The sequence below is a fragment of the Trichocoleus sp. DQ-A3 genome (genome assembly GCF_039961975.1).
GTDB lineage: Bacteria > Cyanobacteriota > Cyanobacteriia > Cyanobacteriales > FACHB-T130 > FACHB-T130.
Window position 1 is genome coordinate 115,164 of the sequence record NZ_JAMPKC010000011.1, and the last position, 23,755, is coordinate 138,918.

Annotated in this window: 17 protein-coding genes; 5 read left to right on the forward strand and 12 right to left on the reverse strand. The window is 47.7% G+C overall.

The features are described from left to right. Positions 1 to 100 precede the first annotated feature (100 nt). Genes NDI44_RS17320 through NDI44_RS17335 form a run of 4 tightly spaced genes read right to left on the reverse strand, consistent with a single transcriptional unit; the run spans position 101 to position 5,808 of the window. A complete protein-coding gene (locus tag NDI44_RS17320; RefSeq protein ID WP_190414448.1) occupies positions 101 to 2,722 on the reverse strand; it encodes an ATP-binding protein in 2,622 nt (873 codons plus the stop codon). 2 nt (positions 2,723 to 2,724) lie between these two features. Then, on the reverse strand, positions 2,725 to 3,726 hold the full coding sequence (locus NDI44_RS17325; RefSeq protein WP_190414449.1) for an ABC transporter substrate-binding protein: 1,002 nt from the start codon (positions 3,724 to 3,726) through the stop codon (positions 2,725 to 2,727). Between the two features lie 34 nt (positions 3,727 to 3,760). After that, the gene (locus tag NDI44_RS17330) at positions 3,761 to 4,762 is read right to left on the reverse strand and encodes an ABC transporter substrate-binding protein (protein WP_190414450.1); all 1,002 of its coding nucleotides are present in this window, start codon (positions 4,760 to 4,762) and stop codon (positions 3,761 to 3,763) included. 50 nt (positions 4,763 to 4,812) lie between these two features. Next, positions 4,813 to 5,808 carry an ABC transporter substrate-binding protein gene (locus NDI44_RS17335; protein WP_190414451.1) on the reverse strand — a complete coding sequence of 332 codons (996 nt, stop codon included), beginning with the start codon at positions 5,806 to 5,808 and terminating at the stop codon, positions 4,813 to 4,815. Positions 5,809 to 6,345: 537 nt separating this feature from the next. On the opposite strand from NDI44_RS17335, the gene NDI44_RS17340 reads away from it, so the two are divergent. After that, positions 6,346 to 6,552, forward strand: coding sequence for a glycogen debranching protein (locus tag NDI44_RS17340; protein WP_190414452.1), 207 nt, complete (start codon positions 6,346 to 6,348; stop codon positions 6,550 to 6,552). Between the two features lie 34 nt (positions 6,553 to 6,586). Here NDI44_RS17340 and NDI44_RS17345 read toward each other — a convergent pair whose 3' ends face one another. Continuing rightward, positions 6,587 to 7,675, reverse strand: coding sequence for an NAD-binding protein (locus NDI44_RS17345; RefSeq protein WP_190414453.1), 1,089 nt, complete (start codon positions 7,673 to 7,675; stop codon positions 6,587 to 6,589). A gap of 101 nt (positions 7,676 to 7,776) precedes the next feature. Here NDI44_RS17345 and NDI44_RS17350 point away from each other — a divergent pair, with 101 nt between their 5' ends. Next, positions 7,777 to 8,454, forward strand: coding sequence for a TrkA family potassium uptake protein (locus NDI44_RS17350; protein ID WP_190414454.1), 678 nt, complete (start codon positions 7,777 to 7,779; stop codon positions 8,452 to 8,454). Here NDI44_RS17350 and NDI44_RS17355 read toward each other — a convergent pair. Next, on the reverse strand, positions 8,451 to 10,091 hold the full coding sequence (locus NDI44_RS17355; RefSeq protein WP_190414489.1) for a sodium:proton antiporter: 1,641 nt from the start codon (positions 10,089 to 10,091) through the stop codon (positions 8,451 to 8,453). The two genes, NDI44_RS17350 and NDI44_RS17355, sit on opposite strands and share 4 nt — an antisense overlap. A 282-nt stretch (positions 10,092 to 10,373) precedes the next feature. Between NDI44_RS17355 and NDI44_RS17360 the strand changes: the two genes are divergently transcribed. Beyond that, positions 10,374 to 11,651, forward strand: coding sequence for an acetylornithine/succinylornithine family transaminase (locus NDI44_RS17360; RefSeq protein WP_190414455.1), 1,278 nt, complete (start codon positions 10,374 to 10,376; stop codon positions 11,649 to 11,651). A gap of 71 nt (positions 11,652 to 11,722) precedes the next feature. Here the strand turns inward: NDI44_RS17360 and clpS are convergent, their stop codons facing one another. Continuing rightward, the gene (gene clpS, locus NDI44_RS17365; RefSeq protein WP_190414456.1) at positions 11,723 to 12,085 is read right to left on the reverse strand and encodes an ATP-dependent Clp protease adapter ClpS; all 363 of its coding nucleotides are present in this window, start codon (positions 12,083 to 12,085) and stop codon (positions 11,723 to 11,725) included. Positions 12,086 to 12,261: 176 nt separating this feature from the next. Next, entirely contained in the window at positions 12,262 to 12,828 is a 567-nt protein-coding gene (locus NDI44_RS17370; RefSeq protein WP_190414457.1) for a hypothetical protein, read from the reverse strand. Positions 12,829 to 12,978: 150 nt separating this feature from the next. Between NDI44_RS17370 and NDI44_RS17375 the strand changes: the two genes are divergently transcribed. Further along, on the forward strand, positions 12,979 to 13,992 hold the full coding sequence (locus tag NDI44_RS17375; protein WP_190414458.1) for a hypothetical protein: 1,014 nt from the start codon (positions 12,979 to 12,981) through the stop codon (positions 13,990 to 13,992). A gap of 52 nt (positions 13,993 to 14,044) precedes the next feature. On the opposite strand, the gene NDI44_RS17380 is transcribed toward NDI44_RS17375, so the two are convergent. Continuing rightward, complete coding sequence (locus NDI44_RS17380; RefSeq protein WP_190414459.1) at positions 14,045 to 16,063, reverse strand: FAD-dependent oxidoreductase; 2,019 nt, start codon at positions 16,061 to 16,063, stop codon at positions 14,045 to 14,047. A gap of 787 nt (positions 16,064 to 16,850) precedes the next feature. Between NDI44_RS17380 and NDI44_RS17385 the strand changes: the two genes are divergently transcribed. Next, positions 16,851 to 17,657 (forward strand): DUF4142 domain-containing protein, encoded by an 807-nt coding sequence (locus tag NDI44_RS17385; RefSeq protein ID WP_242037129.1) that lies wholly within the window; start codon positions 16,851 to 16,853, stop codon positions 17,655 to 17,657. A 211-nt stretch (positions 17,658 to 17,868) separates the two neighbouring features. Here the strand turns inward: NDI44_RS17385 and lnt are convergent, their stop codons facing one another. The 3 genes from lnt to NDI44_RS17400 form a co-directional block, all read right to left on the reverse strand. Next, on the reverse strand, positions 17,869 to 19,569 hold the full coding sequence (gene lnt / locus NDI44_RS17390; RefSeq protein WP_190414460.1) for an apolipoprotein N-acyltransferase: 1,701 nt from the start codon (positions 19,567 to 19,569) through the stop codon (positions 17,869 to 17,871). Positions 19,570 to 19,592: 23 nt separating this feature from the next. Further along, on the reverse strand, positions 19,593 to 22,175 hold the full coding sequence (gyrA, locus tag NDI44_RS17395; RefSeq protein WP_190414461.1) for a DNA gyrase subunit A: 2,583 nt from the start codon (positions 22,173 to 22,175) through the stop codon (positions 19,593 to 19,595). 242 nt (positions 22,176 to 22,417) lie between these two features. Then, on the reverse strand, positions 22,418 to 23,716 hold the full coding sequence (locus NDI44_RS17400) for a chloride channel protein (protein WP_339380745.1): 1,299 nt from the start codon (positions 23,714 to 23,716) through the stop codon (positions 22,418 to 22,420). Positions 23,717 to 23,755 lie beyond the last annotated feature (39 nt).

The following is a 23,755-nucleotide window of genomic DNA, read 5'->3' on the forward strand; positions in this document are numbered from 1 at the left end:
TAAACAGCCTAGGGTTGAGGATTACCGAGTTAAGGGGCGTTGTGGTATTGGTCAGTCCTGAAATTCCCCAGCGCGATCGCTCTTAATAAAATCAGTTGCTTTAAACTCTAATTGGAATCTTGATAGCAAACTCAGCCCCTTCACCGGGTGCTGAAGTACACTCCAATTGTCCCCCATGTTTTTCGGTGACAATTTGGTAGCTAATCGCTAGACCCAGCCCAGTCCCTTTGCCGACGTTTTTCGTTGTAAAGAAGGGATCGAAGAGTTTTGGCTGCACCTCAGATGGAATCCCCAATCCATTGTCAATAATGCGGATTTCCACTTGATTGTTCCCGGCAACTTTGGTGCGAATCCAGATGGTAGTGGGGTTATGTTTAATTTCTTCAATTGAGCGTTGACGATTAAACTCATCGAGAGAATCAATTGCATTTGTCAGTAAATTCATAAACACTTGATTCAGTTGTCCGGCATAACATTCTACTAAAGGTAAATTGCCATACTCTTTAATCACCTGAATCTCCGGATGTCCCGGCTTATCTTTTAGTTGATTCTGTAAAATTACTAGCGTATTCTCAAGACCCTCATGAATGTCAACGGCTTTCATCTCCGCTTCATCCAAACGAGAGAAGTTTCTTAGAGATAGAACAATTTGACGAATCCGTTCGGCTCCGAACTTCATGGAAGATAGAATTTTCTGAAAATCAAGGAGCAGGAAGTCGAGTTCAACTTCTTCGATATAGTCTTGAATTTCTGGTTTAGGATTGGGGTAGTGTTGCTGGTACAACTTTAGGAGTTTGAGCAAATCTTCCAGGTATTCATTGGCAGGCGTGACGTTGCCATAAATAAAGTTGACTGGATTGTTAATTTCATGAGCAACTCCAGCCACCAGTTGACCCAAACTAGACATTTTTTCAGTTTGAATTAATTGAGTTTGAGTTTGTCTCAACTCAGATAGAGTTTGTTGCAACTCTTGAGCTTTGTCTCGGTATTGGGCTTCAGCCTTTTGAATTTCTTCAAACAAGCGGGCATTTTCTAAAGCCGTGGCGATTTGTCCAGCGAGGGTGTTGAACGTCTCTAGATCCGTTTGACTGAAGCGATCGCTTTCCTTGTCTTGAATGTCCAGCACTCCTAGTAGCGCCCCACGGGCGACTAAGGGCACCACTGCGGAAGAACCCATTTGGATGGGTTTCAAGTCTCCTGCTAGCCCCGCACTGTCCTGTTTATCTACCCAGATCGTTTGCTGCTTTCGGGCAGCAAGGGCGACTAAGCTGCGATCGTCAAGAGACAGACAAGCGCTTTCATCATGCCCAAGCATACCCTGATTGCCGGAGTCAGCCCGCCGGATGAGTTGATTCGTGGTTTGATCCAACAGATAAATTTGCACATAGTGCAAGCCGAAGCGATTCTGCATAAGAGCGATCGCTTCGCGCAATAGCTTTTCCGGGTCTATAATCGCTTTTGACAACTCGCTGACGGCAACCGTAACGTGTTGACTAACTTCCAGTTCGCGGGTACGCTCTTCTAGGCCTTGAAGCAATTTACCGACTTGTTCTGCCATCCCATTGAAACTCAACGCTAGCACCCCAATTTCATCCTTTGATTGGATAGAAGTACGAGCATTGAGGTTGCCAGCAGTGAATTGAGTCACTGTTCCAGCGAGATTAATCAGTGGCTTAGCCAGTAGTTCTCCGATCGTAATCGCCGCGATAATGACTACACCTGCAATAATCGCAGCCAGCAACAGCGTGTCGCGGGCTTGGGCTTCGATAGGCGCTAGAAATACCGCTTTCGGTTGGACAAAAACCACAAACCACGGTCGCGTCTTTAGCTTGGTAACTGCTGCTGCGTTCGGCTCGTTGTTTGTAGAGGATAAGGCGGTTGTAAAGTAAGGGGATGTTGCAGCGTTATCTAGACCTTGCTCAAAATCAGGCAAATTTGTCGAAAAGTCTGCCGTTTTCCCCTTGGGCAACCGTCCTTCTGCTTGCAGAGCCTTCACTTTAGCCGGTGGGAGTGGTGCTACCGATTTAAAATTTAACTCAGGTGCGTTTCCGTGAGCTAAACGAATATGGTTTTCGTCTAGCAAAATCGCAAAGGAAGCGCTTCCTCTCACTAGGTCGGTATTTTGGCTAACCAATCGCTGGACAGCAGCAGCGTTATAACGGATACGTAAGACACCGATAGTATTTCCCGACGCATTTCGTACCGGACTACTGAAGTACAAACCGATCTCATTAGTACTTGGAGAAAACACGATGGGCGAGACATAGGGTAAGCCAGTTTTAAACGGTCGCTGAAAGTAATTCTGGTCAGATTTATCTGTACCGATATCTGGTGTATAAGTATCAATTACATCTCGCCCCTGACTATCGAGCAGCGCGTAGGACGAGATATTCAAAGTATCTTTACGGCTGAGCGAACGTAAAGCGCCCTCGACTTCTGAAGCGATACTTTGTCTCTGGTTAGCAGGTAAACTTAAGTACTTGGCGAAGACTGGCAACTGAGCTTCAACCCGCACAGCATCCAGATTCGAGTTTATAAAAGCATCTATACTCAGGGCAGTTTGAGAAGCAGATGTTAAGAGGGTTTGGTTAGCATTGTTCGTCAGCGTCTTTTGTGTGGCTCGCTGATTCAAGAAGGCTAGTAATGCTAAGGGGAGGAGTGCCACACCCAGGAAAGAAAAAATCAGCTTAGTGCGTAGGGTATAAAGTTGGAGCTGTTTCACAGTCAATTTACCTTTTGTAACTGCTGCACAAAGGACGGATCGATTAGTTTTTGAATATCCGGCGCAGCGCTTAGCCCTCCGGTACGAGTATAAAAGTCGGCGTACAATTTGGCTGTATGATACAGCGACTCTGTTGTTGAACCTGGAGTAAATGCCTTTAAGTTGTCTTGCAAATTAGACAACTGGATGCCATCTGTTGAAATAATTTCAGGTTTGATATTGAGGGTTTTGGCAATTATTGCTTTGCTTTCTTCTGGATTCGCTTTCCAGTAGTCTTGGGCTTGGAACCAAGCGCGAATAAATGCCTTTATATCTTGAGGGCGATCGCGTAGCACATTGCTGTGAAACACGATGACATCTGGAATTAACCCAGGAGTCTGCTTACTGGTGAATAGCACTTTAGCCCCAGATTTGACTGCTTGAGACAAATGGGGTCCCCAGGTTTGTCCTGCTTGAATTTCACCACTTTTTAAGAAAGCTGGAATTGCTTCCGCTTCTATATTGACTAAGCTGACATCTTGAGTAGAAAGACCTTTCGTTTCTAGTATCTTAGTGACAAACAGTTCTCCAAAATCATTTAACTTAGTGCCGATCCGCTTACCCTTCAAATCAGCCACGCTTTTTATATGGCGCTGAGCTACCATTGCGTCAGCACCCGCTGATTGATCGGTGACTAAAACAATTTTTGCATCTGGGTTTTGCCCAAGCCTACTCATAACGCTACCTAATGGCAGCGCAACCCCATCATTTTTATTAGCACTGAAGTTAGACAGGGGTAGGAGATAGTTTTCTGAAAAAATGGGTTCGACTTTAACACCCTGCGCTTGGAAGAATCCTTTTTCTTGGGCGATCGCCATCGGAAACTGTCCAGCCCAAAGATTATAGCTGACCCTAAGAGGCAAAGACTGTGGGCTGGAAGTTACGGTTGTCGTGCCATTGCAGGCGGTGATTAGCACAATGCTGAGTAATACAAGAGATACAAAGCGTAGCAATCGAGATTTCATGCTAAAACCTGTTGATGTGTGTGACTGAATACGGTCAACTTCCTGGCTGCAACTGCTGCACAAAAGACGGATCGATCAGTTTTTGAATATCTGGCGCAGCGGTTAATCCTCCAGTACGAATCGAGAAATCGGCGTACAATTTGGCGGTATGGTACAACGACTCTTCTGTGGAACCTGGAGTAAACGCTTTTAAGTTTTCTTTTAAGGTGGACAGCTGAATGTTATCGGTTGAAACGCTCTCCGGTTTAATCTTCAGCCGCTTAGCAATCAGTGATTTGCTTGCTTCTGGGTTGGCTTTCCAGTAATCTTGGGCTTGGAACCAAGCTCGGACAAATGCTTTTATCTGTCCAGGGCGATCGCGTATTACATTGCTGCGAAATAAGATGACATTCGGAATCAACCTAGGTGTTTGCTTACTGGTAAATAGTACCTGCGCTCCGGCTTTCACTGCCTCTAATGTGTAGGGATACCAAGTTTGTCCGGCTTGAATATCACCGCTTTTTATGTGTGCTGGAATGGCTTCCCCTTCTATATCGACTAGCGTCACGTCATCGGTAGTAAGACCATTGCTCTCCAGCATCTTGACAACAAACAATTCTCCGTAGTCGCCTAACTTCACGCCGAGTCGCTTGCCCTTCAAGTCAACCACACTTTTAATATCACGTTGCACCACTACGGTATCAGCACCAGCCGATTGATCGGTTTCCAGGACAATGTGGATATCTGGGTTTTTCCCAATGATGCTCATCACACCACCCAATGTTACGATGATGCCATCATATTTACCTGCACTAAAATCAGAAACAACTCCTAAATAGTTTTCTGAATACACAGGTTCAACTTCCACCCCCTGTTCTGCGAAAAATCCTTGTTCTGAAGCAATCTCCATTGGGAAATATCCAGGCCACAGATTGTAGGCAATTCGCAGTGGTGGAAGCTCAGGTTTAGAGGTTATAAAGGTTCTGCCATTGCAGGCTGTAACCAGGAAAAGGCTGAGCAAAAAAAGAGACGCAAAGCGGAGAAATCGAGATTTCATCTTGAAAAACTGTTGATGTTGAACTGCATGGAATAACGCTTTTTTTCTCGTTAATTTCCTGCCTGCGACATCTGCACAAAAGAAGGATTAATCATTTTTTGAATATCTGGCGCGGTGCTTAATCCTCCGGTGCGAATATAGAAGTCGGCGTACAATTTGGCGGTATGGTACAACGACTCGGTTGTAGAACCAGGAGTAAATGCTTTTAAGTTGTCTTTTAAGGTGTACAACTTGACACCCTCAGTGGAAATTTCTTCAGGTTTGATGGAGAGCGTTTTCGCAATCAGTGCTTTACTTTCTTCGGGATTTGCCTGCCAGTAATCTTGTGCTTGAAACCAGGCGCGAATAAATGCTTGAATGTCTTTTGGGCGATCGCGTACTACTGAGGAGCGAAACACGATTACACTCGAAATTAAGCCGGGTGTGTCCTTACTGGTGAATAATACTCGCCCTCCAGATTTGGTTACTTCAGATAAGTACGGTTCCCAAGTATGTCCCGCTTGAATATCCCCGCTCTTAAAACGTGCTGGAACCGCTTCTCCTTCTACGTTGACTAGGGTCAAATTATCGCTAGTCAAACCATGTTTCTGGAGCATTTCGCTGACAAATAATTCTCCATCACCTAACCTGACTCCGAGGCGCTTGCCTTTCAAGTCAGCGACACTTTTAACCTCTGGGCGAACTACTATTGAGTCAGAACCAGCCGATTCATCAGTTGCCATCGCAATCTGTAAATCCGGGTTTTTCTCAATGATGCTCATCAAGCTACTTACTGTGATGGCAACTCCATCATATTGTCCAGCACTGAATTCAGACACCGATTCTAGAAAGTTTTGGACATAGACGGGTTTGACTTTGACCCCTTGAGCCGTGAAGAATTCTTTTTCTTGAGCGATCGCGATTGGGAACAACCCAGGCCACAAATTGTAGCCGACGGTAAGGGGCTGAGTTTCTTTTTGGGAAGTCACCGTCGTGCTATTGCAGGCTGCGATCAGCACAATACTGAGCAAAAAAAGAGACACGAAGCGGAAAAGTCGAGATTTCATAGAAACTATTTTTGTGACTTAACTGGGGTTATGCTGCCTTTTATCGCTGAACCGATTGACAGCTTTACGAATGTTCGATCCCAACTCTTGGGCTTCTATTGGCTCAAAGCCTTGTCATCCCTTAGTTTTAGCTCTCGCTAACTCAAGAATTAAGCGATCGCCGACAAGGATGACCTGCAATGATTAGAGTTTGCATCAGTACCCTTCTTAGAATTCCCGATTTTCTTCGGGTTTTCACTATTTGTTCTATAGCTTTAGTGGAGGGTGTGGGGATCGAAGCGGGTCGATTCCTTAGCGCTAGAGAGCCAACAAATGTAAAACACCTTGGCGTTGCCATTGGATTTGAAGGATGTGACAACGCAACTTGGTATAAGTATTAAATCAGCACCAATCAACAGATTGCTCTTTCCCAGCGCGAACTGACAAGTCAGCGCTAGGCTAACGCCTCGCTTCGGTAACGCGATCGCAGCCCAGAGGTAAGCGTTTTTTGTCGAGTTGCAAGCAGTCTATGCATTTAAAATTCAGGGAGAATGCCCTATGACCATTTGGGTGAACGAACAGATCGACCCGTCTGGGATGATTCATGCCTGTATTGCCTGTTGTGATGAAGCGCAGGCACAAGATTGTCATGAATCCTACCAGCAAAATTTAACCGATTTCCAAAAGGAGTCGGGTTGGATTGCCAGATTGCGGACGGTTGATTCTTGGGATGAGGTGCCAGTGAATTCCCTGAAACTGGATTAATTAAAGCGATCGCTGGGTAGAAAAACTGATTGGGTTAGGTATGCTTGGGCGGACGCAGCTTCCCAGAACTAATGGGAATGAGGATTTGGCTGAGGATTCGCAGTTGTTCTGCTGTACCCATGCAAATGAGCAAATCTCCCGCCAGTAATTGAGTTTCTCCCGTGGGACCCCCGATGAGGGTGCCATCGGCGCGACGAATGGCGAGAACTAAAGCGCCCGATTGCGATCGCAACCGGGCTTCTCTTAGGCTTTGTCTCACAACGGGACAACTTTGAGGATCGATCAGGAACTCTTCCATATAAAAAGCTCGATCGGTTCCCGTGAGGATACCATCCACAAAGTCCATCACCTGGGGTCGAAGCGCTGCTGCTGCCATGCGCCTGCCGCCAGTAATATAGGGCGAAACCACGGCATCAGCACCGGCGCGTTGCATTTTTTGCACCGCTTCTTCTGTACTTGCCCGCGCGATCGCTCGAATGTTTGGATTGAGCGTTTTCGCCGAAATCACCGTATAGAGATTTTCTGCATCCGAAGGCAGCGCCGCCACCAGACAAATCGCCCGTTCAATCGCTACCCTGTGAAGCGTGTCATCCAGTGTCGCATCGCCTTGCACCGCGATATAACCCAACTGTAGCGCCTCCTCTACCGGCTCCATCTGAGAGTCTATGGTCACAAACGCAATGCCTTCCGCCTTAAACTCTTTAGCAATCTGACGCCCGGTGCGTCCAAAGCCACAAAGGATATAGTGTTCGTTTAAAGAATCTACCAAACGCCGCCGCTGCCTCAGTCGTCCTCCCTCTTGAAAGTAGCCTTGAATCAGGGCTTCTGTAAACCGATTGACAATGTAACCGATGCTGACCACACCTGTTAAAATCAGGGCGATCGTAAACAAGCGACCGCGATTACCCAGCGGATTAGTTTCTCCATACCCCACAGTTGCTAGCGTGATCACAGTCATATAGGCTGCATCTGACCACGACCAACCCTCCACCAGCTTGTACCATAAAGTGCCGAGCAGGGCGACACCAAAGAGTGCGATCGCACCGCCAATCAACTCTTGACGAAGGCGTTCATATTTTTGCTCAAGTGCTGTCCGATCGTTGCTTACACTGCCTGTAGTCACCTAAGTCAATTTTAGAAAAAAATGTGGAGGATACCCTCGCAGGATAACCGCTCTCGACTTGTAAAGTGAAGCACAGAGTCAATATTCTTAGAGAGACAGCTATGTTTGTACTCATTGGTGGAGCCGGACTTGTTGGGTTGGATTTAGCGCAACGGCTGGTAGACCTGGGGCATACCGTCGCCGTAATTGATATCGATCCAAGTGCTTGCCGGTATGTCCGCGAACAAGTCGGCGCAATGGCATTTGAAGGCAGTGCGGTCAGTACCGAGGTGCTGCTAGAAGCCGGGATTCACAAAGCTGATGCCGTCGCAGCCGTTCTCCGTCATGATGCCTTAAATCTAGCAATGGTCACGCTTGCTAAACACTACGGCGTTTCCCATATTGTGAGTCGAGTACGCCACCGTGATTTTGCCGAACCCCTACGCATTGTCGGGGCTTCTCATATCATCAGTACTGTTGATTTGGGAGTTTCTACAATGGTGAATGCAATTGAGTATCCGCAAGTAGAATCAATGATGCATTTTGAGCAGGGTCAAATTGAAGTTTTAAAACTCTCGATTCCCCAAAAGTGCTATGTTGTCGGTCTTACCGTTGCTGAAATCGCTCAAGAACCCCAATTTCCTACAGGCTCTTTAATTATTGGTTATCAATCCCATCCCCACATGGATTTAGAAATTCCCAACGGGAGTACAGTATTAGAGCCAGGAGCGACGATATTAATGGTGACGAAGCCAGGGTCATTACATCAAGCCATTGATTTTATTAATGGTTGTGCCTAATCATCCTCTAGTTTCATCAGTTGTTCATCAATTGTTTTTATTCGCCCTTGCACAATTTCCTCAGAGAGAATTCGCTGCCGGATCGCCTCATTTAGCGCCCCTTTTTCTGCCAAGAGTAATCGTCGTCGAATGGCGTCAAGTTTTGAGCGATCGCCTTCAACTAATTGTCCCGGACGACGATTATAAAGATTCCGCAGCGCTTTTTCTGCCCCGGCAACTTGCACCTGATAAACGGCTCGCATTTCTTCATAAACACTTTTTGGCAAAACCCCTTTTTTCAATAGACTATCCAATTCATCTTGAGCTGCCTTAGAAGCAATTAACTGAGCCTGCAATTCCTCAATTTGTTGGCGAGAATCTGAGAAGCGAGAGAGTTGCAACCGGCGTACAAACCAAGGTAAACTTACGCCCTGCCCTACGAGAGATAACAACACCGCACCAAACACTAAGGCGATCAACTGCTCTCGCCCCGGTAGTGTTGTAGGTAGACTGAGGGCAAGAGCCATTGAAAGAGAGCCTTTGATGTTACCTAAAAACAGGACGTGCTGCCAGCGCAATGGAATCGGACGGTCAAACCAACGCACTCCAGCCAACAGCGGATAGACAGTGAGGACTCGCGCAATTTGGTAAGCCAAAACGGCAAGCAGAACCGCTGGCAAAGTCCTCCAGAACGTCACCGGGTTTATTTCTACACCAATCAGCAGAAAAATAAAGGTATTGACTGCAAAACTGGCATAGTCCCAAAAACTTAACAACGCGATCCGATCGGAAGCAGACGTGCTGCGAGAAAGCCCAACGTTCCCGAAAATTAATCCAGCTACAACCACAGCCACAGCACCGGATACCCCTAAAGATTGCCCGATTTGAAAGGTTCCTAATGCAACTGCAACGGTTAGCAAGAGACTGCTAAGGGGATCGTGTAAACGAAGAAATACAGGGATGCTTAAATAGCCCAAGACTAAGCCAACGAGACTGCCTCCCACGGCAACAAATAATAGTTGTTGGATTCCTTCTAATACTGTGAGCGAACCTGTCGAATACACTGTCAGAATCAGGTTAAATGAAACTAGGGCGGCAGCATCGTTGAAGAGGGTTTCTCCTTCAACGATCGTGGAAAGCCGGGAGGGTACAGGTATCTCCTTAAAAACGGCAATCATGGAAACCGTATCAGTGTTTGCGAGAATAACTCCAATTAGTAGCGCCGGTATCCAATCTAGCCCTAGCCCAAATTTCAACAGAACGGCAATAATCGCCGAGGAAAGTATCGCCCCTGGACCCGCTAAAAGGGCAATTGGTTTAAACGTGCTTCGGAGACGGCTAACATCTGTATTGATGCCAGCTTCAAAGATGAGAATTGGCAGGAAAAGATTCAATACTAAGGAAGGATCGAGTCCAATCCGGCGAGAAAATAGTTCCGTGATTGGTAAACCTGCCAACACTAAACCCGTGACATAGGGAACGCGAAGCCGCTGTGTCACCAGGGCAACAACTGTGGCAATTAGCAGGAGAATAATCAGAATTGGGACTAACTCTGCAATGTTTGCTTGAGGCTGCTGGTTTGTTTGGTTAAGATTACCGAGAACAAACGGCTGCGGAAAGCACCAGACGGGGAGTTTTGCTAAGGACAAAAGATGCATCATCTGATTTAGCTGATTGGGACAAACAAAAATGAGGAGCGATCGCAACTTAAACTTTCCCAAAATCATCCTGTCAGACGAGCCGATTGGATCAAGTGCAATGCTCGCGGTCAATCTTAGACTCAACCTGGAGTCGCGTGGACGATGTTAACCGCCTCAGCTAACCTTTCGCAAGTAAGGCTGTTTCTGTTTTCTCAGGGTTTATAGTTCCCTTTAAACAGAACTTTTTGAAAATTCCCTTTAAGATTGCCAAATAAGGATAAAAAATTTCAGGAGTAAGCAGTGAGTCTAGAAACTCTGGTTGAAAATTCCTCAATTCCGGCAGAGTCAGGCGTGTCCGTTACGTATGACCCAGAAGGCTTTGACGCCTCGGTGATGAGTACCTACGGGCGCTATCCCCTAGCTTTAGAACGGGGTGCGGGTTGCCGCCTGTGGGATAGCGAGGGGCGCGAATATCTGGACTTTGTTGCCGGGATTGCCACTTGTACCCTCGGACACGCTCACCCAGCTTTGGTGGAAACCGTAACTCGCCAAATCCAGACGCTGCACCATGTCTCTAACTTGTATTACATCCCGGTGCAAGGGGAATTGGCAAAATGGTTGATCGACCATTCCTGCGCGGATCGGGCGTTTTTCTGCAATTCCGGTGCTGAGGCAAACGAAGGGGCAATCAAACTGGCTCGGAAATATGCCCACACGGTCAAAGGGATCGAAAAGCCGATTATTTTGACGGCTCACGCCAGCTTCCACGGGCGCACGTTGGCGACGATTACCGCTACAGGTCAACCGAAGTACCAGAAAAATTTTGCCCCGTTGATGCCTGGTTTTTACTATGTGCCTTACAACGATATTGGGGCGATCAAGAATGCGATCGCTACCCTCGACGAAGGCGATCAAGGTGTCACCGCAATTATGCTGGAAGCCTTGCAGGGAGAAGGTGGCGTGCGTCCCGGCGATGTCAAATACTTCCAAGAATTGCGGAAAATCTGCGATGAGAACGACATCTTGCTAATTTTAGATGAAGTGCAAGTTGGCATGGGTCGCAGCGGCAAGTTCTGGGGATACGAGCATTTGGGAATTGAGCCGGATATCTTCACGTCTGCCAAGGGATTAGGTGGTGGCATTCCCATCGGTGCAACCTTGTGCAAGAAACATTGTGATGTTTTTCAGCCGGGAGATCATGCTAGCACTTATGGCGGCAATCCTTTTGCCTGTGCGGCTGCGTTAACCGTGTGTCAGACGCTAGAACGGGACAATATTCTGCAAAATGTACAAGATCGCGGCGAACAATTACGCGCTGGATTGAGCGCGATCGCATCTAAATATCCCGACCAAATTAGTGAAGTGCGTGGCTGGGGTTTAATCAGCGGCATAGAGTTGAAGGCAGAGATTGATTTAACTTCAGCCGATGTCGTTAAAGCAGCGATCGCCGACGGCCTATTGTTGGTACCTGCTGGTCCCAAAGTGATTCGATTTGTGCCGCCGCTGATTGTCTCTGCTGAAGAGGTAAACCAAGCGCTGCAAGCCGTTGAACGGGCAATGGCAACCGTAACCGCGTAGGAAATCGGAAAGTTTTGAGTTATGAGTGTTGAGTTTTGAACTAAGAATGCTAACTCAAACTCATAACTCTTTTAAGCCGCCTCTAGAGGAGCCATTGTCAACCCAGCGCGGCTGAGTTGCTCGTGGTAAAGTTCTGCCTGCTCTTGGGGACCCACCCAAACAATCGCTTGACCTTCAAAGTGGATTTGATAGGTGTGTTCCCAAGCGAGATCGCTCGTCATGTCAGGGATATACTTCACCAAACACTCGTGAACGTGTTCAAACGTATTGAAATCATCGTCTAACACGATCACTTTGTAATTAGGATATAACTTGCGGACAACTTGACTAGATCGTTCAGGAGTCTGAACAGGAGCTTGAATCGGTGCAGCGGCGGTCGGTAAAGTTATACCGGAGGCGATCGCGCCAACAGCGGCTGAAAGTCTCCTAGTCATAAGGCAGATTGCGAAAAGACCTTAACAAAATTAATTTACAAGTATTTTGCTCTATTTTAACAATCCTGAATCCCCGAAAGTAACAGGTTAAGTCAGAATCATCTTCGTTTCCTGTGACAACCAAGCAAAACCAGAGCGGGATTTGGGGCAAAGTTTTGGCGAAATGTCAACAAAACCTAGAAACCCTCTACCAGGAATTGTTCAAAGCGTTGTATAAATCCAACCGCCAGCTGTACCAAAGGCCATCCGACCAAACAAATTAACGCCGAATTGCGAGTGCTGATATCTAACCCTTGGCGGACTGCTACAATCACAGCCAGCAAACTCCAAACGGCTAGCACCCGCTCAAGTGGTTGTCCGAACAAAGGAATCAGCGTTAAGAAGTTCAGCACTTGCGGAGCATAGGCAAAGCCAATCGGAATCATCAAATCCCTATAGGTAACGTGATTTGGTTTTCGCCACTCCCCAATCTTCCAAATGGTAAGCGTCCAGAAATAGTAGCCTCCCACAATGCTCATCCCATCAATCAGAAGCGCCAGCAGCATTACGGGCAGCGTTGCCAGGTTAATTAATAAAATAACAGCACTACCCAAAGCATGGGACAGTGCTGCTAAAATCACAATAGTTTGGGCAATTCGATAGGTTTTAGGCGTATTTCGAGCATTTTCATAAAAATTTCCATCTAAAGCAAGTGCATTCCAAAGGGTCGTGCCCAAGCTTACTTTTGATTCCTCGCTGCTCACGTTGAATCCTTACTACTCACGATTGATGACAACTTTGGATAGGATACTGCGTCAGGGATGCCTCAGGGAGCCAATCACCAAAAAAATTCACTTCCTGACCGAAATTAATTGACGTTAAGACAGTAACAGTAAGCAACTAGATATTCTTGAATGCTGCGATTGATTTGGCGGATACTTGTATGGCTTCGAGGGGGAACCTTGAAGCTGTTGCTCCTAGCGGTCTTTATACTCATAATCTGGGGTATTACTTCGCCAGTCGGGACTGTAGTATGGTGGCTGGAACAAGGAGCAGAAACTTTAGGTTTGAAGAAAAACCAAAGCTCGATCTTGCCACCCAACAATGACTCAAATCCTGATGCCAAATCCTCCCCAATCAATTGTTACATTGTGTTTTTGACAGGAGTAGGAGATTTTTCTGCCAATGAATTAACACCGGGGGAAGAAGTCTTTTTAGACCGGATTGTTGAGAGTCATCCTAACTGCGTAGCCGTAGGAGATGTTTTCCCATACTCAGCAGAGAACAAGGGTCTAGGAGGACAGCGGTTATTAAGTCCCGTATGGCACTTTGCGAATCGAAATGGTGGGATGGGAATCGCCAGCGTGCTGATCAAAATCCGCAATCTCTGGCGATTTGCGATTTCCGCCGATCCTCGCTATGGCTCTATTTATAATCAGGGGATTGCCAATGCCATCATCGAGCGGATGAATAGTGGGCAGCCCATTTCCCGTAAAGGGGGTCAACCGCTTGACATCATTCTCGTTGGAACGAGTGGTGGCGTACAAGTTGCCTTGGGTGCGGCTCCCTATCTTAACCAATGGCTAGATACAAAAATCACTATCGTCTCTGTGGGTGGGGTCTTTAATGGGAGGTCGGGCTTTCAGGCGGCTCGTTTCTATCACCTGCGAGGGAGTCGAGACTGGGTTGAGGATCTCGGCGGTATTGTCTTCCCCTCTCGGTGGCTGTGGAACGTGAGTTCCCAATTTAATCAAGCTCGTTTGCAAGGGCATTATTCAGCCCGGAGCAGCGGCTCCCACGCTCACGATGGCCCTGAAGGTTATTTTGGTCTAGAAGTTGCTAAGCCGGAGGACATGACTTATGTAGAGTTAACCCTCCAAGAGGTGAATAAACTTCCTATTTGGTCGCTAGAGAAGCCAGCAAAGTAGTCATTGCGAATCGGGAATGGCTATCCAATTAGCCATTCCCGATTCACAAATATCACTTCCAATCTTCCCAATTCTGGTTGAAAATTGAGGTGTCTGGAAAGACAGTCGGATTGTTATTCTTATCCAATCGACGTTTCAGCGCTTCTAGTTGTGGTTCGGCGCGTGGCAGTTCATCCACTAGCTGATAAGGCGCGATCGCATTTTCTAAGGCAAAAGCGGCTGTCGTTCCAGCAGCAGCCCCCGCTGACCATTCAAAGGAATGCACTCGATAGGCAGCGGCGGCAATATGACTGGTCGCAATACTTTTCCCTGCCACTAGCATATTGTTGATTTTTTGGGGAATCATCGCTCTGAGAGGGATTTGGAACGGATAAGCTTGACCTGCACCCCGTCGTTCACCTTCCCGTTCGGTGTTTCCTGGAGCTTCTGCGGGGCTTTGGGTCATGCAAGGATGGAAGTCAATGGCATAGTGACCAATCCCCACAGCGTCGGGATAGATGGTGGAACGAGTGCGCCGCATGACTTGTTCCGGCGGCTTGGTGCCGCTCAGTACAGACGCTACTTCCAGTCCTGCAAGCGATGCCTGTAGTCTCCGATAGGTATCTGGTGACAATGTTTGACGGTAGTAGTCGTCTTTGTAGTTACGGCGAGAAATATCAATTTCCCAAATGCTAAAACCTTGAGGATAAGCCAAGGTGGGGCGTCCAATAATTCGCCGTCCTTCCCGCATATAAGGATACTTAGATAACCCATGCACCGTTCCCATTGGGGAATCTAACCCACTCAGGTAACGGTTATTGGGTTTCGCCTGCTTAACTCCTGGGCCAAGTTGAGAGTCGGTGGTTCCAGCAACCAGCCAGTGAAAATATCCCAGCGCGTTTTCCTCGCCTTTGCGGAGGGTTTCTGTCCGCAATCCTCCCATCCATTCTCCAGGCTGTAGCTGTCCGGCGGCTTGCAACTGGTCGCGAGTGTAAACTAAGTTATCTTCGGCGGTTCCGGGGCGGTAGTCGTTGCCCCAAGTCCAGTTCTGCATGGAGATGTCGCCGGGAGTGGGTCCCGTATAGGAGAGGCCCCCAAATTTGGTCGTTTCTCCAGCTTTAGGACTCCAAATGCGTCGGTAGGTGAAGACTAGCCCAAAGTCCGCCAGTCGCTTTAATTCATAGCTGTAGTAGGGTTCATATTGAGAATAGAAGGGTGGCGGGGTATGGGTTTGTGGTTGTTGGGTTGCCTCCATTGCAAAGGTGTAGGTAAAGCCTTGGGTGCAATAGCGATCGCCCTTTTCACTCGACGAAGAAGGTTCGAGGTAAGAACGGGGGTCAATCCCTAGCCGGTAAGGAACGTCAGCCAGGGCAATCAGTTCGCCGGTTTCTGAGGCGTCAACCACGTACCAATTTGGGGCTGCGGGTGCTGGCTTTTTCGCTGGCTGGGGTACAAAGCGCACAATGCTTTTTTCAAACTGAGGCGAGTTCTCGTAGCGATAAGAATCCTCAATCGTTTGCGATAGCGGCAGCGTGTTGAGAGGAGATGCGCCTTTCGCTGGACGATGCTGGATAGCGATCGCACCTTGAATCAAATTGCCCGCTTGGTCGATATTCAGTTCTTTGATTACCGTCGAGGGAAACCATTTCAGCTTGCCTCTGCCTCTTTTGGCAGCATCTTGCAATTGGTCGTACAGCAGTTTGTGAGCATCGCGGGGAAGAAAGCAGGATTCACTAACCCAACAATCGCCAGGATTGAGTTCTCCATATTTGCGATTGATTCGCTGTCGCAAGTCCAGGTAGCCGCGAGAATATAACAGCTTTTGCCGTTGGGTAGGGCGTTCATCCAGTGCGGAAGTTCCCTGTGCGGAAATTTGTCCTCCTACCCAGTCGGTAATTTCCGTGAGGCAAACGGTTCGCCCCGCCAATAAGCCTTCGTAGGCAGTCGCCGCACCGGAGAGTCCCCCTCCAACGACCAAGATTTCACACTCCACTGTTTGATCTGGGTTTCTAGGGGGTGCTGCCAAAGCAATTGGAGTGAATGATTCTAGCAATGTTAAGCCTAGAGTCAGGCTAAGGAGCGATCGCTTCATGTTTAGACGTTTCAGCTTCTACGTATATCTAGCTAGCTCTCCGACGCTACCACTCTCAAATTGTTCATTGCAAGCTTTTCTGGCGGCAGTCAGAACAAGCGATCGCTCTAGCCTATCCCGAAAAGGCGATAAATATTCCTCTACTCGAATCCCCCTGTTGAATTAGATGGCGATTCAAGTCAGCCTCTGCACTTTTCTATAGCTAGCAGTGCAGCTAATTCCCGCTATTGGTAGTGCTTCGGATTTTGATTGCAGTAGCGCTGCGAATAAATCCTAATTTCCTAAGGACTCGCTGAATAAGCCTCTACCTAATGAGATGTTTTTAGTTCTGAAAATCCCTTACTTTAGCCTAGTTTTTAATTTCATTATCCTGTATAAAACCGAACAAAAATAGATTGCATTCATTTTTATTCTAAAAAACAAATATCGATCGAGATTTAGTTGCAATTTAGAGCAAGCTAGAGATCGCATCTGATAGACACGGCGCTGTAATATGTTTTTTGGAATTTCCAGTGAAGCTACAAAGTAATCTTTAGCAGCAAGTACGGTTTTTAAGAATGAATTGATACGATTAGCTCTCTCGGTAAGCAAACATATCTAAAGAGAGAGGTAGTTGAAGAAAGATTAAGCAGTATTAGTAGATGTATACCTGCTCAGATGTAAATGATCGCTGAGTTGAGAAAAAAAATTTAGTGCATCAAGACTTTCCTGAATTTGTTAGCTCTTTTTTGGCTAACGAACCTACGGTCAGCCCTAGCAAACAAAAGTATTTCCTGGAGATTTAACCATGATGAAACGAACAACAGCAACTGCTGCCCTTGTAGCAGTTGGATTATTTACGTCTCTGGGCTTCTCAGCCGTAGCTCAGACCACCCGCCCCGTAACGCCATCAACCCGACCGGCAACGCCGTCAAACCGACAGGCAACGCCATCACGGAACAGCCAGTTGACTGCCCTAGATAGGCAGTTTATTATGGACGCCGCCCACGGGGGAATGGCAGAAGTACAACTTGGGCAACTGGCGTTAGAAAAGTCAACCGACCCGAATGTAAAGCAGTTCGCGCAGCAGATGATTCAGGAGCATACACGGGCGAACCAAGAGCTGATGCAGTTAGCGGCTCAGAAGGGAGTCACGCCTCCAACCACTCCGGGGCCAAAGTATGAAGCGGCAATGATGCGGCTTCAGCAGTTGTCTGGAAAGAGCTTCGACCAAGCCTATATGATGGAGGGTGGGCTGAACGGTCACTTGGAAAGTGCCGCAGTGTACCAGCGTCAAGTTGGACTGGGACAAGATCCCGATCTAAAAGCGTTTGCTAACAAAATCTTGCCAAGGGTGCAGGGTCATTTAGAAATGGCTGCGTCGATGACAGGTGCCAAGGTTGCTGAGACAGACAATGCAATGCCTGGAATGCCTGGGATGCAGATGAACCGTGGGATGCAGATGAACCGGGGGATGCAGATGAACCAGGGGATGCAGACAACCCCGAATATGCAGATGAACCGGGGAATGCAGACAACTCCTGGGACGCAGATGACTCCTGGAACACAGACGACCCCGATGCAGATGAACCGTGGGACGCAGATAAACCAGTAACATCGGGCAATACATCCAGCAATACTAAAGAGCGATCGCATTTTCCTAAGGGAGAGTGCGATCGCTCTTGTTTGTAGAGATCCAATTCATCGCGTCGCTTGAATTCAGGTTATTTAATCCGCCATCCCAAGATGGTTTTAACGGAGGGAGCGATCGCTATTCTTTGCGACTACGCTAAGCGAAAAATAAACGGGAAGCGGTAGGGTTGCCATCATCGTCCACGCTGATTATCTCGCCAGAAGATAGTGAAGAACCAAGCGATCGCTCCCAACACCAACAAAACGGGTGTTAACCAATCGCCCCAACGCACATATAAAGTCTGTGTTTGTCGTCGATAAATTGTGGCTACGTGTAGCTGGTAAGTATTCATTTTAGATATCCACAAGGTTCTCCCGTGAGGCTCTATAACGCCAGAAAATCCAGTATTCGTAGCGCGGACAGCCCAGCGATCGCTTTCAATTGCCCGCATCAAATCTTGAGCGTGATGTTGAGCCATCATTGATGAGGTGTAATGGGCATCGTTAGACGCTGTCAGAATAAATTGCCCACCCGCAGCCGCCTGACGCCGGAACAGTTCGGGAAAGGCGGAATCATAACAAATTCCCACAATGGCACGACCAAAAGGTGTATCAAATATTTGATTTGTTTTGCCAGAAATTAGGTGAGCATCGAGAGGAGAAAGTTTGTCAATCAGTTTCCCTAAAACTTTTTCAAAGGGAATAAATTCTCCTAAAGGCACTAGCTTGGTTTTGTCGTAGCGGCTAAAAGTTTCACCAGTACCCGTAATCGTATAAAGACTATTTGTATAATCATTTCCCTCTCCCCCAAAGGTTCCTACCCAAGCAACTACACCTTTATCCAAAATTGCTTGTAAGAAAGAATCTCGAATCCAACTGGGTTGCGTCCATTGGACGGGTAATGCTGTTTCTGGTATTAAAACAGCATCAACTCCCTCGTCCGCTAAAGTTTTGTAGCCGCTGGTATAGCCTTCGATTGCACGACGCCAGCCAATCGGATCGAATTTGAGTTTATTGGGAATATTTCCTTGAATAATTCCTACTTTTAATGCAGTTTGGAGAGGTTGAATCAAGGGACGGCTATACAGCCCAAATCCGATTAGATGTAACGCTACTAATAACCCAGCCGCAATGCTTAAATAACCTGGATGAAGAACGAACCGCCTTAGCGAAGCCATGCGCGTTAGCGCTTTAGGCGCAGAGGACGCAGAGGAAGGAGTGGAAAAATCTGTTTCTTCTCTATGTCTTATGTGTTGTTTGCGGTTAATCCATGCTTCGGCAATTAATCCATTAACGGCTACAATTGCTGCGGTTACTGTGTTCGGGCCAGAGATTTGACCAAGGTGCAAAATAGCTAGATTGTGAGGACTTTGGGTATAAGAAAGGGAAGTCCACCATAGCGATCCAGAACCCCAAAGGCTTTCAAGTCCGCACCACAAAACAATGCCAATCAAAAGACGAAGCAAGGATGAAGATGTTTTGCTTGCTGGCTTGCAGAGGAAAGCCAGAACAGCCGCCCAAATTGCAACTAATCCGGCTCCCCAAAGGGTGATGAAAGTCCAACAGAAGAATGCGATCGCTAAACTTGCCAGCCAGGGAACCCCCAACCATGTCATCGGGTGAATCCCGGTAATCCAAGATAAAGCAACGCCGTGATAGCCAATCCCCCACGCTAAACCAATTAAAAAGGGAGAATTAAAACTTAAAAATGAAGAAGTTTCTCCTCCTTTTTTAAGCTTTAATTCTCCCTTTTTAACGATTAAAATCCATAGAGGAGTTAAGGCAATCCAAGCGAGAGACCATGCTTGAATAGGAGCTGTTGTCACCCCCATCAAGATGCCACCTAGCAGAGAAATTAAAGATGCAGAATTAAAAATTAAAAGTAGTTTCTTCATTTTTAATTTTGCATTTTTAATGTTTAATTCTCTACTTCTTCCTCATCATCAGTCGAGTCAGTCGAGTCAGTCGAGGGGGGTACTAATGCAACAGCAGCGATCGCATCATCTTCATCCAGCCGTTGCACCCGCACTCCAGTAGCCATCCGGGATTGCAGGGAAATCGCATTGGTTGCTTGACGGATGATAATGCCTCGGTTTGTCACCATCATTAGCTCATCGCCTTCATTAATCACCCGCAATGCAGCGAGTCGATCCTTCGGCTTCCGGAACTTCGTCGCCACTAACCCCATCCCAGCGCGATTTTGCAGGCGGAATTGGGAAACCGGGATTCGCTTACCGTATCCACCCATTGTAATCGCCAACACCCACGGCCCTTGACCATTGGTGATAGGAGCGTCTTCAGCTAATGCTTCCGATGCTTCTGATGCTTCCGACTCCTCACTCTCGACGATCTTCGCAACCACTTGACTTGGCAAGATATCCATGCTGATCAGTTCATCCGCATTGCGGAGAGCCATTGCCCGGACTCCTCGCGTGGCGCGACCGAGGGGCCGCAGTTGCTCGTGATTGGTTCTAAAGTGAATTGCCATTCCTTGGCGCGATCCGATGATGATGCTGTCATCGGCTCTGGCTCTTCGCACCCACCGCAACTGGTCGCCTTCTTCTAAAGAAATCGCAATCAAGCCATTTGCCCGAATATTGCCGAAAGCAGACAGTTCTGTCTTTTTGATGTAACCACCCTTGGTCAGCATCACCAGATATTCATCGCTGGTAAACTCTGTAACCGGCACGATGGAGGTGATTTTCTCGTCTCGCGGGATGGGCAGCATTTGCACAATCGGGATACCCCGCGCTGTGCGAGACGAGGCTGGGATTTGGTATGCTTTGAGGCAATAAACGACACCGCGATCGCTAAAAAATAGAACGCTATCGTGGTCGCAGCAGGTGAGGAAATGCTCAACGCCATCATCCTCTTTCATGCCAGTGCCTTTCTTCCCTCTCGTATTGCGACTTTGCGCCTCGAAGGTGTTGACTGGCATCCGTTTGATATAACCCTGCTCTGTTAGCAGAATTAAGGCTTTTTCGTTGGCAATTAAATCGGTGTCATCAATCTCACCTTCCGCGTGTTCGATGGTGGTTCGTCGCGGTGTTGCGAAGGTAGTTTTGATTTGCGACACTTCATTTTCAATAATTTCCAGGATGCGACTTTTGTTCGCCAGAATATCCTGCAAATCAGCAATTTGCGCTTGTAACTCTTCGTGTTCTAAGCGAATCTTTTCAGCTTCGAGTGCTGTCAGGCGTCGCAGCTGCATCTGCAAAATCGCATCCGCTTGCGACTCAGACAACCCGTAAGTTTCCATCATTTCCGCTTTGGCGGTTGGGGTGTCGGCGGCTCTGCGGATTAGCTCAATCATCGCATCCAGGTGCAACAGGGCAATCAGCAGCCCTTGCAGCATATGATCTCGCTCTTCTGCTTTCCGCAATTCGTAGCGGGTGCGCCGGGTGATGCACTCAATCCGGAAATCTAGGAAAACGGTGAGGAATTTTTTGATACTGAGTAACTGGGGTTCCCCATTTACCAGCGCCAGCATATTCGCCCCGAAGTTTGCTTGGATGGGCGTTTGCTTGTAGAGGTTATTCAAGACAACGCGGGGATAAGCGTCTCGCCGGAGTTCTACGACAATCCGCATGCCATCGCGATCGCTTTCATCCCGAATATCAGCAATTCCCTCCAGCCTCTTCTCATTCACCATTTCGGCAATTTTCTCAATCAGCGCCGCCTTATTCGTTTGGTAAGGCAACTGAGTGATAATGATTGCTTCCCGGTCAGGACGCCCCCGATGTTCAATGGTCTCTATCTGGGCAACGCCCCGCATTGTAATCGAACCGCGCCCAGTCGTATAGGCTTCCTTAATCCCAGAAACTCCCAGGATTTGCCCACCCGTTGGAAAGTCTGGGCCAGGAATATACTGCATCAACTCCAGGTCGGTAATCTCTGGATTGTGGATCAAGGCGATCAATCCAGAGATTAACTCTCCCAGATTGTGCGGGGGAATGTTCGTTGCCATCCCCACCGCAATCCCAGAAGAACCATTAAGCAACATCTGGGGAATGCGTGCGGGTAATACCAGCGGTTCTTGCTGGGAACCATCGAAGTTATCCCCAAAATCTACTGTTTCCGCTTCAATATCCTGGAGGAGGGCAACCCCTGTGAGGGCTTGCAAGCGGCATTCGGTGTATCGCATTGCCGCTGGTGGATCGTTGTCCACCGAGCCGAAGTTGCCGTGTCCGTTAATTAGCGGGTCGCGCATGGAAAAATCCTGCGCCATCCGCACTAGGGCGTCGTATACCGCTGTATCACCGTGAGGATGGTATTTACCCAGCACTTCCCCCACCACACGGGCACATTTGCGGAAAGGTCGATCGTGGGTAAGACCCAGCTCATTCATGGCGTAGAGAATCCGCCGGTGTACAGGTTTCAGACCATCCCTAGCGTCTGGGAGTGCCCTACCAACAATTACGCTCATCGCGTATTCCAGGTAAGACCGGGACATCTCGCTCCCTAAATCCGTGGGGATAATCCGCTCCGGGGAAGTGGTCATACTGTGAAAAAGCTCCAAAAGTATAGAAAAATGGCAGATAATATGCAAAGGCTTGCAATAAGTTCCGCCTTAATTCCAAATAATGACAAATTCTATTAAAATTCTATCACATTTTGGTCTTTATCAGTCATTATTTAAGGCTTAATTGCTGATGGAAGAATGGCGAATCGTTCGTGGTTAATAATGCGTTTTGCCACGAGTCACGAACAATCTTCAATTAGCAATCTTTTAACGGACTGTGGTTACTCTGCGATCGCTTCTTGGTTCGTTTTGAGTTGAGCCGTAATCAGAGGTGCTTTGGGAGCCAGAAAAAAGCCAATCAAACTGGCAAACAAGACAGGCGTTAACGGACTTATGTTCGTTAGTTTTGTCAACAGTAAAGTTGTACTTACGGGCGTCCGCGTTACCGATGCATTGAAAGCCGCCATGACGCAAATCATGGCAAGGGCAGGATTCAGTCCCGGAATCAATAGGGCGATCGCTTTGCCGATACAAGCACCCGTGAAAAAGATCGGGATGATAAACCCACCCCGCCAACCACCTGTAACCGTAATGGAAATCGCCACCATTTTGGCAATCGCTAGGGTTAACAAGAAAGCGATTGAAAAATCACGCTCGAGGACTTCTGCTAACTCTTCGTGTCCAAAATAACGGGTGAGGGGGAAAAGAGTCGCTAAAATGCCCAATCCTAAACCAGCAAAAGTCGTCCGTACATAAATGGGGCCGGGAATTCGAGCCAAAAGGCGATCGCATCCTCGAAAAATGCTCATGAACAGCCATCCGGCTACGGCTCCAATCACTCCGTACAGGATCGCCATCGCAAAATCATCAATGTTGTCGAGAGTGTACTGAGGAAAATGCCAAGTTGGGGCAATCCCTAGTTTGGTAATTGCCGCAAAAACTAGATAACTCGCGCAACTCGCCACAATTGCTGGCAGAATTGCTTCGTAATACTCCAAAACGTGTTGATGATGCAAAATCTCTAAGGCGAACATGGCACCGCCAAGGGGTGCGCCAAACAAAGCAGTGAAGCCCGCCGCCATCGCCGCTAAACTCATCGATCGCAGGTCTTCTCCCTGCAAATCTAAGCGGTCAGCGACCCAAGTTCCCAAAGATCCGGTGACTTGTACCAGCGGTGCTTCTGGGCCAGCACTGCCCCCGGCGGATATGCTCAATAGGGACGCCAGAATCATCGAGGGATTTTTGGTCGCATCCAGGCGTCCGCCGCGAAAGTGGATATTATCAACAAGTACGGCAATTTCACCGGGATTCCCTAGAAAATAAATCACCAAGCCGATTAGCAACCCGGCAAGTGGCATCACCAGCAGTAGAGTCGGCCCTTCAACCCGGTTGAGGATGTGAATCAAGAACTCCAGAACGTTCCAGTACAACCCAGCGAATAAGCCACAAGCAGTACCGAGAACCGTCCAGCGTAAGACCCAGCGTGAAATCATCAGAGGATTTCGCTTTGCCAAGCCAAAAAGTTGAAGAAACCTCCAGCGTTGAATGCGCTCTGGGGGGTTGGGCTTTTCTGGTGACACTGCTATTTCCTCCCTATTGCTGACAAATAAGTAATTTTT

Coding starts and splice junctions, on each gene's coding strand:
- NDI44_RS17325 (WP_190414449.1), bottom strand. CDS start 3,726: ATGAAATCTCGATTGCTACGCTTTGTATCTCTTGTATTACTCAGCATT.
- NDI44_RS17330 (WP_190414450.1), bottom strand. CDS start 4,762: ATGAAATCTCGATTTCTCCGCTTTGCGTCTCTTTTTTTGCTCAGCCTT.
- NDI44_RS17335 (WP_190414451.1), bottom strand. CDS start 5,808: ATGAAATCTCGACTTTTCCGCTTCGTGTCTCTTTTTTTGCTCAGTATT.
- NDI44_RS17340 (WP_190414452.1), top strand. CDS start 6,346: ATGACCATTTGGGTGAACGAACAGATCGACCCGTCTGGGATGATTCAT.
- NDI44_RS17350 (WP_190414454.1), top strand. CDS start 7,777: ATGTTTGTACTCATTGGTGGAGCCGGACTTGTTGGGTTGGATTTAGCG.
- NDI44_RS17355 (WP_190414489.1), bottom strand. CDS start 10,091: ATGCATCTTTTGTCCTTAGCAAAACTCCCCGTCTGGTGCTTTCCGCAG.
- clpS (WP_190414456.1), bottom strand. CDS start 12,085: ATGACTAGGAGACTTTCAGCCGCTGTTGGCGCGATCGCCTCCGGTATA.
- NDI44_RS17375 (WP_190414458.1), top strand. CDS start 12,979: ATGCTGCGATTGATTTGGCGGATACTTGTATGGCTTCGAGGGGGAACC.
- NDI44_RS17380 (WP_190414459.1), bottom strand. CDS start 16,063: ATGAAGCGATCGCTCCTTAGCCTGACTCTAGGCTTAACATTGCTAGAA.
- NDI44_RS17385 (WP_242037129.1), top strand. CDS start 16,851: ATGATGAAACGAACAACAGCAACTGCTGCCCTTGTAGCAGTTGGATTA.
- lnt (WP_190414460.1), bottom strand. CDS start 19,569: ATGAAGAAACTACTTTTAATTTTTAATTCTGCATCTTTAATTTCTCTG.
- gyrA (WP_190414461.1), bottom strand. CDS start 22,175: ATGACCACTTCCCCGGAGCGGATTATCCCCACGGATTTAGGGAGCGAG.